Annotated in this window: 11 protein-coding genes and 1 pseudogene; 9 read left to right on the top strand and 3 right to left on the bottom strand. The window is 60.4% G+C overall.

Annotation, left to right across the window (positions count from 1 at the left end):
* Positions 1–18 precede the first annotated feature (18 nt).
* Positions 19–795, top strand: a complete 777-nt coding sequence (locus tag F474_RS00635) for a substrate-binding domain-containing protein (RefSeq protein WP_097086432.1) — start codon at positions 19–21, stop codon at positions 793–795.
* On the opposite strand, the gene F474_RS00630 is transcribed toward F474_RS00635, so the two are convergent.
* On the bottom strand, positions 781–1,689 hold the full coding sequence (locus tag F474_RS00630; RefSeq protein WP_097086879.1) for a LysR family transcriptional regulator: 909 nt from the start codon (positions 1,687–1,689) through the stop codon (positions 781–783). The two genes, F474_RS00635 and F474_RS00630, sit on opposite strands and share 15 nt — an antisense overlap.
* A gap of 220 nt (positions 1,690–1,909) precedes the next feature.
* On the opposite strand from F474_RS00630, the gene F474_RS00625 reads away from it, so the two are divergent.
* Positions 1,910–2,647 (top strand): YkgJ family cysteine cluster protein, encoded by a 738-nt coding sequence (locus F474_RS00625; protein WP_256577791.1) that lies wholly within the window; start codon positions 1,910–1,912, stop codon positions 2,645–2,647.
* A gap of 411 nt (positions 2,648–3,058) precedes the next feature.
* On the opposite strand, the gene F474_RS00620 is transcribed toward F474_RS00625, so the two are convergent.
* Complete coding sequence (locus tag F474_RS00620; RefSeq protein ID WP_165830241.1) at positions 3,059–3,583, bottom strand: SMI1/KNR4 family protein; 525 nt, start codon at positions 3,581–3,583, stop codon at positions 3,059–3,061.
* 124 nt (positions 3,584–3,707) lie between these two features.
* On the opposite strand from F474_RS00620, the pseudogene F474_RS22845 reads away from it, so the two are divergent.
* From F474_RS22845 to F474_RS00600, 4 genes and pseudogenes are all read left to right on the top strand, one after another.
* Positions 3,708–3,911, top strand: a pseudogene (locus F474_RS22845) (site-specific integrase); the annotation flags it as partial.
* Between the two features lie 20 nt (positions 3,912–3,931).
* Entirely contained in the window at positions 3,932–5,518 is a 1,587-nt protein-coding gene (locus tag F474_RS00610) for an ABC-F family ATPase (RefSeq protein WP_097086428.1), read from the top strand.
* Between the two features lie 33 nt (positions 5,519–5,551).
* Positions 5,552–6,172, top strand: a complete 621-nt coding sequence (locus F474_RS00605) for a LysE family translocator (protein WP_097086426.1) — start codon at positions 5,552–5,554, stop codon at positions 6,170–6,172.
* A 179-nt stretch (positions 6,173–6,351) separates the two neighbouring features.
* Positions 6,352–8,931, top strand: coding sequence for a M10 family metallopeptidase C-terminal domain-containing protein (locus F474_RS00600; protein WP_097086424.1), 2,580 nt, complete (start codon positions 6,352–6,354; stop codon positions 8,929–8,931).
* Positions 8,932–8,936: 5 nt separating this feature from the next.
* Here F474_RS00600 and F474_RS00595 read toward each other — a convergent pair whose 3' ends face one another.
* On the bottom strand, positions 8,937–9,203 hold the full coding sequence (locus F474_RS00595) for a DUF1652 domain-containing protein (RefSeq protein ID WP_097086422.1): 267 nt from the start codon (positions 9,201–9,203) through the stop codon (positions 8,937–8,939).
* 331 nt (positions 9,204–9,534) lie between these two features.
* On the opposite strand from F474_RS00595, the gene F474_RS00590 reads away from it, so the two are divergent.
* The 3 genes from F474_RS00590 to codA all read left to right on the top strand — a co-directional run bounded on the left by F474_RS00590 (position 9,535) and on the right by codA (position 12,819).
* Positions 9,535–10,437: an SDR family oxidoreductase gene (locus tag F474_RS00590; RefSeq protein WP_097086419.1), complete on the top strand. Its 903-nt coding sequence runs from the start codon at positions 9,535–9,537 to the stop codon at positions 10,435–10,437.
* A gap of 146 nt (positions 10,438–10,583) precedes the next feature.
* A complete protein-coding gene (locus tag F474_RS00585) occupies positions 10,584–11,528 on the top strand; it encodes a sensor domain-containing diguanylate cyclase (protein WP_097086417.1) in 945 nt (314 codons plus the stop codon).
* 46 nt (positions 11,529–11,574) lie between these two features.
* Positions 11,575–12,819, top strand: coding sequence for a cytosine deaminase (codA, locus tag F474_RS00580; RefSeq protein ID WP_097086415.1), 1,245 nt, complete (start codon positions 11,575–11,577; stop codon positions 12,817–12,819).
* Positions 12,820–13,074 lie beyond the last annotated feature (255 nt).

Here is a 13,074-nt window from a genome sequence, read left to right as displayed (position 1 = left end):
TAAAAACAAGGAACCGCTATGAAACCCATGCTTAACTGTTTCTCTGCCCTACTACTGGCGGCCTGCGCGCTCAGCACAGCGGCCCAGGCTGAAGAGCTGACCGTCATGACTTCCGGGGGCTTCACCGCCGCCTTCAAAGCCCTCAGCCCGCAATACATCAAAGACAGCGGCAACACCTTGAATACTGTGCTGGGCCCCTCGATGGGCAAAGCCCAGGAGGCAATCCCCAATCGCCTGGCGCGCGGCGAGCATGCCGATGTGGTGATCATGGTCGGCTATGCGCTGGACGACCTGATCAAGCAGGGCAAGGTAGACCCGGCCTCGCGTGTTGAGCTGGCCGACTCGCGTATCGGCATGGCGGTCAAAGCGGGAGCCAGCAAACCCTCCATCGCGACCGAAGCGGATCTGAAGAAGACCTTGCTGGCTGCCAAGTCTGTGGCCTATTCCGACAGTGCCAGCGGTGTCTACATCGAGAACGAGCTGTACAAAAAACTCGGGATCGAGCAACAGCTGGCCCCCAAGAGCAAGATGATCGAGCGCATTCCGGTAGGCTCGGTGGTTGCCAATGGTGACTACGAAGTAGGCTTCCAGCAGGTCGCAGAACTGCTTCCGGTCAATGGCATCACCTATGTGGGCAAGATTCCGGAAAGCGTGCAGTCGGTTACCCGCTTTGCTGCCGGCATCCCGAAAAATGCCGAGCACCCGGCCGAGGCAAAACAGCTGCTGCAGTTTTTGTCTTCCCAGGAGGCTCAGGATACTGTGCGCAAAACCGGCCTGGACTCAGTGCCTCGCTGATCGCTCAGGCAACTCGCGAATCAGCCGCTCCAACTGCAGTGCCGCGGGCGTCAACGTGCGCCCCCGGCGCTTGAGGATGCCCATCTGCCTCACCACTTCCGGCTCGACCAGCGCCACGCTGGCCAGAATGGGGTGAGGCGCAATTGGCAGGGCGATCGACGGCACTGCCGCCACTCCCAAGCCCGCCTCCACCAGCCCTAGCAAGGTCGTCACATGGCGAGCCTCGCAGATGCTGGGCTTTTCGACCTTCAGGCCCTGCAACGCCTTGTCTATCACCAGGCGATTACCGGAAGACCTGCCCAATGTGATGTAGTCATGCTGGTAGGCCTCGGCCCAGGTTACGGCTTCGCGGCCCGCCAAGGGGTGATCGCGGCGGCAGGCGATGACGTAGTGCTCCTCCATCAATTGGCTGAATTCGACTTCAGGGTCGAGGTTACCGCTGAAGCTAACGCCAAAATCGGCTTCTCCAGAGGTGACCGCCGCGCTGACTTCATTGGCTGATGCATCAATCAACCTGACCTTGATGCGAGGGTATTGAGCATGGAAGCTGCGTACCGCATGCGGCAGGAAGTAATAAGCTGCAGAGGGCACGCAGGCCACGGTCAGCGTGCCGGTGCGAAGTGCGCCCGCCTCCCCCACGCTGAGCAAGGCAAGGTCCAGATCGTCGAGCAGGCGTTCGACCTGAGGTAGAAAAGCACGGCCTACGTTGGTCAGGGAGACCTTACGTGTCGTTCTGTCGAACAGCTTCACGCCCAACGCGGTTTCCAGCTTTTCGATGCGCCGGCTCAAGGCCGATTGAGTGATGCGAATCGCATCGGCAGCGCTGCGAAAACTGCCTTGCTCGACCACACTTCGAAAAGCGAGAAGGTCATTCAAATCAAAGCCGATGGCCACCTGATTACCCACTGTATTGATCGAATATCGCCCCAGTAGCCTTGGCACTGGGGCATTGCACTAGGTTCACGGCTACCTGACGGCGGCAAAGGCTGCCGGGACACATGCCTGGCGCTGGCAACCCTTCTGGGCCTCGCGCCATGCACTTCCCTTAGCTAAGCTTCTGCGGCAAGTGGCCTGTTGCCCTTACCCCCACCTGACCTGAGGCCTAGCATGACTCATGCCTGAAAACACTGCTGGCGACATCCGTTTTACCTGCGTGGGGTGCGGGTCATGCTGCCGTGGCCGCTTCGTTCCCCTGACGGTGGCCGAGGCCCGCCTCTGGTTAGAGCGCGGGCACCCGGTGGCGTTATTGCTCGAAGCATTCGACGAGTCGGCGTGGCCTGCCGGCGCTGCCGAGTTCGATTACCACCTGCAGCGATCAGCGCCCGTTGAGTGCGCAAGCGCTCCATTGAACGTTATCGCCATCCTGGCGGCCAATGTAATCCCGCAATGCCCTAACCTGGGCGTCGACAACCGTTGCGGGATTTACCACGAGCGGCCGCTGGTGTGCAGGATCTACCCAGCGGAGATCAACCCGTTCATTTCCATGACGCCCCAGGCCAAGGACTGCCCACCGGAAAGCTGGGGCCAGGGTGACCTGCTTGGCTCGGATCGAGAGCTGACCCAGTTGATCCTGCAATCCCGCCAGGCTGACCGAGACGATGCGCGGCTTAAGGTCCAATGGTGCGAGGCGCTGGGTATCACGGTAGCGGCATGGAAGGGAAACGGGTTTGCCATTTACAGGCCCGCGGTAGCCGATATGCTCGCTGCGTTCGAAGGGCTCGGCACCGGCACTGCAGCTCGGCGCCCTTGGCGCATCTGCGTACGCAACGCTGAGCTGGAACAAGCGCTTGCCGCTCGCGCGCTTGCGACAGAGCCAGGCGAGGCCGGAAATTACATTTTCCATGAGTTGTAAGGGGGCGTTGTGTAGCCGAACGGATCAGTACGGAACACAACGCCCCATTGCTGTGCGGTAGAGAGCGCATCACGGCTCGCTGGCGGGGCTCTCCGGGGGCGCATGCAGCCAAGTGCTGCCTTGGTTACCGAGGGTAGGTAGCCCAATGTCTCGGACGCGCCCTTTGATCGACCGCTCGGTATCGGCCAGGCTTCAATTGCCCGGGTAAACATAGCCTGGATCGCGCAGTGCCTGCTCAAGCACTCGATTGACACCCTGCATCAGCGGCGCATTGCACAAGGCCAGCCGCAAGCGCAGCGAAAAGTAGCCGTTGAGTTTGGACAGATGAATTTCGCATCGATACGCGTTGCCTGATGCCCCCTGCGCTTCGAAGGCATCGCGCTTGAGGCTGAATGACGGGCCGAGCCAACTTCAACCTACATATGCAGACACGGACATTCCTTTACGGATTGTCAGCTCCGCCACCGTGTCGAAGAATTGCTGAAAGGTGGCTGCAACTTGGTACAGGTGCTGGCATGGCTCGCCCCCAGCAATGTCATAACCCCGTTTCGCATCCTCTGCATGCAGGCATGAGCGGTCCCAGTAATAAACACCGGATTGCTGGCCTTCGGTGATCAAGACATAGTAGTTACCGCCCGGATCGGCCCCGATAATGGCCGCGGCCGCTACGAAATCCAGCTCATCGAGAAGCTCCTGATTCATGGCCAGCATATCGAAATATTCGTTACTGCCCCCATGACCAAACAGGGCATCAAATGATATGAAGCCATTGTCGACCTTGTCGAAACGCATGTTGCAGTAATCCGGGGACTTAACCCTGAATCCGTTATACGTTCGGAGAAAGTCGGAGTAGTCACGAGGGAACGTAACCGAAAATTTTTTGGCGAGCAGAGCGATGTCCGCTTGCCCAATGCCGCTACCGGTGACGACGGCCATCCTTGCTCCCAGCATGTGTGCAAAAGATCTCTGCGCAGATCGTAGCAGCAGCTTCCGCCGCTTGAGAACCCACGGTCACCCAGGGATCGTTGGGTAACGTGAAGCTCAATGAGCGCTGCCCGGCCCGTATAACTGCAGGCACAGCTATGCGACAATGCACGCAATGTCCGGTCCAAACCCCGCATTCATTTCCCAACACCTTGGGCACAGCATTCAGATGCTTCTGCCCACGTATGCCCGTTGGATCAACTCAAGCTCGGACTGGGGCGAGATGGAAAAACTGCAGATCGGTATCAAATCGGTATCAGCAGACTCTCCCCCAGCGTAACTCACTAATAGGTAAGGCCCTTGATCTCCACCGCCAACATCACCATGCAGTTCGGCCCCAAGCCGCTGTTCGAGAACGTCTCGGTCAAATTCAACAACGGCAACCGCTACGGCCTGATCGGCGCCAACGGCTGCGGCAAGTCGACTTTCATGAAGATCATGGGCGGGGACTTGGTGCCCTCCGGCGGGCAGGTGATGCTCGAGCCCAACGTGCGCCTGGGTAAACTGCGCCAGGACCAGTTCGCCTACGAAGACTTCAGCGTGATCGACACCGTGATCATGGGCCACGAAGAGCTGTGGAAGGTCAAGGCTGAACGCGACCGCATCTACAGCCTGCCAGAAATGAGCGAAGAAGACGGCATGAAGGTCGCCGAGTTGGAGTCGGAGTTCGCCGAGATGGACGGCTACACCGCCGAATCCCGCGCTGGCGAGCTGCTGCTGGGCCTGGGTATCCCGCTGGAACAGCACTTCGGCCCGATGAGCGAAGTCGCACCAGGCTGGAAGCTGCGGGTGCTGCTGGCCCAGGCACTGTTCTCCGACCCGGAAGTGCTGCTGCTCGACGAACCTACCAACCACCTGGACATCAACACCATCCGCTGGCTGGAAGGCGTGCTCACCACCCGGTCCAGCACCATGGTGATCATTTCCCACGACCGCCACTTCCTCAACAGCGTCTGCACCCACATGGCTGACCTGGACTACGGCGAGCTGCGCCTGTTCCCCGGTAACTACGACGAGTACATGACCGTCGCCACTCAGGCGCGTGAGCGCCTGCTGTCCGACAACGCCAAGAAGAAGGCGCAGATTGCCGAGCTGCAACAGTTCGTCAGCCGCTTTTCGGCCAACGCCTCCAAAGCCAAGCAGGCAACCTCGCGTGCTCGCCAGATCGACAAGATCCAGCTCGACGAAGTCAAGCCGTCCAGCCGCGTGAGCCCTTATATCCGGTTCGATCAGACCAAAAAGCTGCACCGCCAGGCACTCACGCTCGAAAAAGTCGCTAAGGGCTTTGACGGCAAACCCCTGTTCAGCGGCCTGAACCTGCAAGTCGAAGCCGGGGAGCGGGTGGCGATCATCGGCCCTAACGGGATCGGCAAGACGACGCTGCTACGCACCTTGATGAATGAACTGGCCCCCGACCAAGGCTCGGTGAAATGGGCCGAAGCGGCAGAGCTTGGCTACTACGCCCAAGACCACGCGCACGACTTCGAGGCCAATGACACGCTGTTCGAATGGATGGGGCAATGGACCCAGGGCGAGCAGAACATCCGCGCGGCATTGGGGCGCATGCTGTTCTCGGCCGACGATATCCAGAAGTCGGTGAAGGTGCTGTCAGGTGGCGAGCAGGGCCGTATGCTGTTCGGCAAACTGGCCTGCCAGAAACCTAACGTGCTGGTGATGGACGAACCTACCAACCACTTGGACATGGAGTCGATCGAGGCGCTCAACCTTGCGCTCGAGCACTACCCAGGCACCCTGCTGTTCGTCAGCCACGACCGTGAGTTCGTCTCCTCGCTGGCCACGCGCATCATCGAACTTTCGGAGACCGGCGTGACCGACTTCAGCGGCAGCTATGATGATTACCTGCGCAGCCAGGGCGTGATCGTCTGATTCACGCGGCGCGCCCCGAAAAGGAGCCTTGGGATGTCGCTTGCCACGTTACTGCTGTTCATACCAGCGTGCTTTGCGCTGAATCTTGCGCCGGGGCCTAACAACTTGCTCGCGCTGAACAACGCGACCCAGCATGGGTGGCGCGTCGCCTGCCTGGCCGGGCTTGGCCGGTTGGCAGCATTCAGCGTGATGATCGCACTGGCAGCGTTGGGGCTGGCCACGATATTGGTGGCGTCTCAATGGGCTTTTGCCGTCATCAAGACGGTGGGTGCGTTCTACCTGCTGTGGCTCGCGGTGCAACTGTGGCGAGCGCCGGTGCCAGAGCAGGCTCGTTTTGGCGCACCCATTGCGGCAAACGTCCCCGGCCTGATGCGCACCGAGTTGCTGGTGGCGGCGGGCAACCCCAAGGCCATTTTGATTTTCACCGCCTTCCTTCCGCAGTTTCTGGAGCTCAACCAACCGCCCCTGCCCCAATTTGCCGTGCTGGGCATGTTGTTCCTGGTGCTGGAGTGGGTTGCCATCGGGATTTATGCATGGCTTGGCTTGCACGCCAGGCGCTGGCTGGCAACCCGTAGCGCACGCCGGTTGTTCAACCGCGCCAGTGGCACATTGCTGGGCGCTGCGGGCACTGGCCTGTTGCTTTCTCGCCACTGAAACTGTCGTTTCGTGTCTCCCTGACCAACGGCAAAAACCAAAAACCCTTTGCTCTGTCAAAGCGTTGGCTGTGAAACCACAGCGAGGCGCAAAAGCGCCCATTTCTTGACGCACGCCGCGCGGCGCGCGGGCTCAGCCCGGGCAAGCCGCCCCGGCCCGAATGGATGACGGAGCAAGCGATGATCTTCAATGTGAAAGACTACGGGGCAGTGGGCGACGGCGTAACCGACGATACCGCAGCAATTCAGGCGGCCGTCGACGCCGCCTCGGCTGCCGGTGGCGGCCAGGTGTTCGTGCCCACAGGCACCTACATCGTTTCCGGGCATGACGAACCGTCCGACGGCTGCATCATGCTCAAGAGTAATGTGTACATGTCCGGCGCCGGTATGGGTGAAACCACACTGAAGTTGGCCGACGGTACCAACATGGCTATCACTGGCATCGTGCGCTCGGCATATGCCGAGGAAACTCACGACTTCGGCCTTTCGAACATCACCATCGATGGCAACCGCGAAAATACCAGCGGCAAGATCGACGGCTGGTTCAACGGCTATGCCCCGGGCCAGGAAGGTAAGGACTCCAACGTCACCCTCGACGGTGTCGAGATCAAGAACTGCGAAGGCTATGGCTTCGACCCGCATGAACAGACCGAGAACATGGTCATCCAGAACTGCGTGTCGCATGGCAACGGGCTGGACGGGTTCGTTGCAGACTACCTGTACGACAGCACCTTCAAGAACAACGTTGCTTACGACAATGACCGCCATGGTTTCAACATTGTCACCAGCACCCATGATTTCACCCTCGAAGACAACATTGCCTACGGCAACGGTGGCGGCGGCATCGTGGTGCAGCGCGGCAGCGAGGACATCCCCTCCCCCTACAACATCACCATTACCGGAGGCGAGGTTTACGACAACGCCGCCGAAGGCGTATTGGTGAAGATGTCCAACCACGTCACCGTCGACAGCGTGAACGTGCATGACAACGGCACGGCAGGCGTGCGCCTGTACGGCAGCAGCAACGTGACCGTGGAAAACAATACGATCACTGACAATGCGCAGACCAACCCGGTGCCTGAGGTCATCGTGCAGTCTTATGACGACACCAAAGGTGTTTCGGGCAATTACTACGCAGGCTCCGACAACATCATCAAGGACAACACCATCACCGGTAGCGATCAGTCCACCTACGGTGTGGCCGAGCGCAATGAGGATGGGACCGACCGTAACGCGATCGTTGGCAACACCATCAGCCACACCAGCAAGGGCAGCACCCTGGTGTACGGCGACGGCAGCTACGTGAGCGCCACCGTGCCGCTGAACGTGATCACCGGCACTGACGGCAATGACAACTTGGTCGGCACAGCCGACGCAGACCTGATCGTTGGTGGCGCGGGCAATGATGTGCTCAACGGCGTCAGCGGTAACGACATCCTGGTCGGTGGCGCAGGTGCCGACACGCTCACCGGTGGCAAAGGCGCCGATGTGTTCCGCTTCGAAGCGATCACCGACAGCTACCGCACCGCGACCTCGAGCTTCTCCGACACCATCACCGACTTCAACCCTAGCTCCGACCAGATTGACCTGGCGGGGTTGGGCTTCACCGGCCTGGGCAACGGCAAGAACGGTACCTTGCAGATCAGCTACAGCGCGGCCACCGACAAGACCTTCGTCAAAAGCCTGGATGCCGACGCAAACGGCAACCGCTTCGAAATCGGCCTGAAGGGCAACCTGGTCAGCACATTGACGGCAAGTAATTTCGTTTTCGAGCACGTTATCACTGGCACCAGCGGCAATGACAGCCTAGTAGGCAGCGACGGTGCCGAGACGTTCTACGGGTTGGCGGGCAACGATACCATCGTCGCCGGCGGCGGCGACGACATCATCGTGGGTGGCGCAGGTGCGGATGTACTTACCGGAGGTGCGGGCCGCGATACCTTCATCTACACCTCGCTGCAGGACAGCTACCGCAACTATGGCACTACGCCAGTCGACCAAGGCGACGACATCACTGATTTCAACGTCAGCTCCGACAAGATCGACCTGTCGGCCTTGGGTATCACCGGCCTGGGCGACGGCCATGGGGGCACCGTGCAATTGGTGCTCAACAGTGCAGGCACGAAAACCTACATCAAAAGCCGCGATGAAGACGCCAACGGCAACCGCTTCGAGCTCGCCCTGGACGGCAACCACATGAACGACCTGACTGCGGGCAACTTCGTGTTCGCCAGCCCGTCAGGCAAGGTCATCGCTGGCACCAGCGGCAATGACGTGCTGATCGGCACCAGCGGCAACGACACGCTTGTCGGCGGCCAGGGCGCAGATAAGCTCACCGGAGGCGCCGGTGCCGACACCTTCCGCTTTGATGCGCTGACCGACAGCTACCGGGACGCCAGCATGAGCAAAAGCGATCTTATCCTGGACTTCGATGCAGGCCAGGACAAGATCGATGTGTCGAAATTGGGCTTTACCGGGTTGGGCGACGGCAAGAACGGGACCTTGCAAGTGGTGTACAACGCCAGCAGCGACCGCACCTACCTCAAAGACCTGGACGCCGATGCCAATGGCAACCGTTTCGAGCTTGCATTGGCAGGCAACCATAGCCAGGACCTGACGGCCAGCCAGTTCGTATTTGCGAACACGGCACCCGCCGAAACGACGCCAACGGCCCAGGCGGCTGGCACCGCCCCCGTGGCCATCGCCGCCGAGGTGACCACCGTGGGTGTGGACGATTCGCACCACACCATCACTGCCTGAACGCGCTAGCTGGCGGCAACCCGCCGGCTAGCTGCATTGCCTTGGCTGCGCTGCTTGCGCAGCCGGGCAATCAGGTCGTTGATGTCACGGCTACTGTGCAACCTATCAGTAACGACGTCCTTTCCCAGCAGCTCCAGGCGACCGGTGTCCGGGCTTTCCACCCATACGCTCAGGGATCCGTTAGCCGCCTCCTCACAGCGGCATTGCAGTGGCAGGAAAGCTTTTTCGATGATGCTGCGAAGTTCCAGGGGTGACAGTCCCAGAGTGCTCATGGCGACCTCCTACGGCGTGCATTAATACCTGTTTGAACCCAACGCGCATGTGGCTTAGCCAGGTGCCAAAATACCCTGCCATTCGTTGTTGTCTAAGTTGGTATAACCCCAGAAGGCGCCGCCGGCAAATGCGCCAGATCAATGAATTTGTTATTTCTGTAGCTCGTTGAATTTTATGAACTATTTTTGATGAGAAAATATTACTGAACAAACGATCAATTAACATAAGTTATACAGGTACCGTTCGTCGTACAGCCCTCTGAAAATTAAAACCTCTGCCCGCCTCTGCCCTTCCAATTTACTGAATCGATTTAACAACTCAGGAGGGCCTATGAGCCAGGTACGTAATCAATACGCCATGCAGAACCCGCTCACCCAATACCCGACGCCCCCTTTCGAAGATCAACCACAAGATGCACCAGGCCTCGGGGCGAACATGAAACCGACGCCGGATCATGGCGAGGAGAGCTACCAAGGTTTCGGGCGCCTTAAGGGTCGTAAGGCATTGATCACCGGCGCTGATTCCGGTATCGGCCGCGCTGTTGCAATCGCTTTCGCCCGCGAAGGGGCCGATATCGTTCTCAATTACCTCCCTGAGGAAGAGCCCGACGCCGCGCAGGTGAAAGCGCTCATCGAAGCCGAAGGGCGCCTTGCGATTTCGCTGCCAGGGGACCTGCGTGATGAAGCCTTCTGCAAGCAGCTTGTACAGCAGGGCCATGAGGCCCTGGGTGGCCTGGACATCCTGGTAAACGTCGCGGGCAAACAGACTGCCCAGCGCGACATCAGCGAGGTCACTACCGAGCAGTTCGATGCGACCCTCAAAACCAACCTTTATGGCCTGTTCTGGCTGTGCAAGGCTGCCGTACCGCTGATGCCGGCCGGTGCCACCATCATCAATACCGCGTCGATCCAATCGTACCAACCTTCGGCAACCTTGCTGGACTACGCGACCACCAAGGCGGGCATCGTCGCCTTCACCAAGGCTTTGGCCGGCCAGGTGATCGAACGCGGCATCCGTGTCAACGCCGTAGCGCCTGGCCCAGTGTGGACAGTGCTACAGCCCAGCGGTGGCCAGCCACGAGAAAAAATCCCGCATTTCGGTGAGCAAGTCCCGATGAAACGCCCGGGGCAACCGGCCGAATGTGCCCCGCTTTACGTGCTGCTGGCCTCTCAGGAATCCAGCTACATCACCGGCGAAGTATTCGGCGTGACAGGGGGCGACCCGCTGCCGTAAATGTCTTCGCCCCGGTGCCGCGAGGCGCCGGGGCCGCTCTACAGGCCAGCGTCACCCACCGAAGCGATGGTTTTAGGAAATACTTGCAACCCGCCCACTAGTAGCAACATGATATTGCAAGCCCGTCCGCTTCGGAGTGATACCCAATGCCTGCCGTCGCCCTGCTTGATGACCCGGCAGCTCTCGATAGGCTGCTCAAGGCCACCGGCGCTATCGCTTGGCGCCTGGATTGGCAGACTCTGACATTCACTTACATGGGTTCGCAGATCGAAACCCTCCTGGGCTGGCCGCTGGCTAGCTGGGTTGGCATCAATGACTGGGTCGAACGCATGCACCCTGCCGATCGCGACCAGGTCGTGAATTTCTGTATCAGCCAATCCCGTGCCGGCATCGACCACGAAGCTGAGTATCGCGCACTCACCGTGCACGGCCACTGTGTGTGGCTGCGAGATGTGGTACACGTGGTCAAGGGTGCCAATAGCGAGGTCGACTCGCTGGTCGGCTTCATGTTCGACATCAGTGACCGTAAGAAAAACGAAGAGGAACTGACACGGTTGCACAGGCAGCTGGAGGAGTTTTCCTACCAGGATGGCCTTACCGGTATTGCCAACCGGCGAATGTTCGATAGCGTTCTGGAGCGGGAATGGTCCAATGCCCAGCGCAGTGGCCAACCGCTGGCGTTGCTGCTGATCGATATCGACCACTTCAATTCGTACAACGAACATTACGGCCACCTCCAAGGCGACGAATGCCTGCGTCAACTGGCGCGCACGCTGAGCGGGGCAGCCAATCGCCCACGGGACTTCTTCGCAAGGCTCGGTGGGGAAGAATTTGCCTGGATCCTGCCTGAAACTCATCTGGAGGCAGCGCGCGCCATCGGTGAACGCTGCCTGCAACTGATGCGCCAGCACCCCATCCCTCATGCCGCCTCACCGCAGGGCCAGCCACTGAGCCTGAGCTTGGGCGCAGGCGTGACAGTGCCGGCCCGGCGTGATTTTGCGGCGGGGTTCGTTGACCAGGTCGACGCGTTGTTATTTCAGGCCAAGCGCGCCGGGCGACGGCGCGGCGAATACAAAGACTTTCGCGCTTAAAGCCCGCGCGGGCACAATGGGGGCAACGTCCCCTCAGGAGCCTGCCATGCACATCGTCAATGCCCGCCTGCGCACGGCGCCCGGGCTGCACAGCATTTTCTGCCAGAATGGCCGAATCCATCGCATCATTGCACAAAGCGAACCGCTGGCAGCCCAGCCTGGCACTCTGGATGCCAGCAGCAATCTCGTCATCCCGCCGTTGGTGGAGCCCCATATTCACCTGGACGCCGTGGCCACTGCGGGGCAGCCAGAATGGAATCGCAGCGGCACGTTGTTCGAAGGCATCGAACGCTGGGGCCAGCGCAAGGCGACCATCACACACCAAGACACCAAGGCCCGTGCCCACGCGGGCATCCGCATGCTTGCCGAGCACGGCATACAGCAGGTGCGCACCCATGTGGACGTTACCGACCCCACCCTTGCCGCGCTCAAGGCCCTGCTGGAGGTGCGTGATGAGGCCCGCTCGCTGATCGACCTGCAGATCGTAGCGTTTCCGCAGGAAGGCATCGAGTCATTCGAAGGCGGCCGTGCATTGATGGAGCGAGCACTGGACATGGGCGCCGATGTGGTGGGCGGCATCCCGCATTTCGAAAACACTCGTGAGCAAGGCGTGAGCTCGGTCCACTTCCTGATGGACCAAGCCGAGCGCCGCGGGCTAAAGGTAGATGTGCACTGCGATGAAACCGATGACCCCCACTCGCGCTTTCTGGAAGTACTGGCCGAACAGGCGCGTGTACGCGGCATGGGCGCCATGGTCACTGCCAGCCACACCACCGCCATGGGCTCTTACGATAACGCCTACTGTTCCAAACTGATGCGCCTGCTCAAAGCCGCAAACCTGAGCTTCGTCTCCTGCCCTACCGAAAGCATTCATTTGCAAGGCCGCTTCGATACCTTCCCCAAGCGTCGCGGCGTAACCCGCGTGGCCGAGCTCGACCGTGCAGGGCTCAACGTGTGCTTTGGTCAGGACTCACTGCAAGACCCCTGGTACCCGCTGGGCAATGGCAACATCCTGCGCATCCTCGACGCGGGCCTGCATATCTGCCACATGATGGGCTACGACGACTTGCGCCGGTGCCTGGACCTAGTAACCGACCACAGTGCGCGAGCCCTGGGCCTCGGGGAGGGCTACGGCCTCGTCGAGGGGCGGCCGGCAAGCTTCGTGATTCTCGAGGCTGCAAGCGACTACGAAGCAGTGCGCACCCAGGCCAAGGCGTTGTGGTCGGTGCGCAACGGCGAGGTGATCATGCAGCGCGCGCCGCAGCAGGTGCAGTTACTGCCGGGCCGGTAGCGCGGCGAGCGGGTGCGCTGGCTGGCCGGGCAAGGCGCAGCGCCCCTGCCTTTCCAGCGCTCGATGGCGTCAGGAATACGTTAGTGCACCGAACTTGCCAAGCGATTGGAACTCTAGCTGATAGCGCCGCTGCGCTCAGAAACCGTCGCGACGCCCGGAGGCCCTCCCCAAGCCAGTGCCCGCGAACATCAGCAGGCGCGCTGTGCCGGGTGCGCCAACAAACCCACTTCACCTGCGCCACGCATTTCCACCGCT

The sequence above is a fragment of the Pseudomonas sp. URIL14HWK12:I12 genome, assembly GCF_003097135.1.
Taxonomy (GTDB): Bacteria; Pseudomonadota; Gammaproteobacteria; order Pseudomonadales; family Pseudomonadaceae; genus Aquipseudomonas.
Note: the sequence above shows the minus strand (reverse complement) of the source record. Positions and strands in the feature narration are given on the sequence as shown.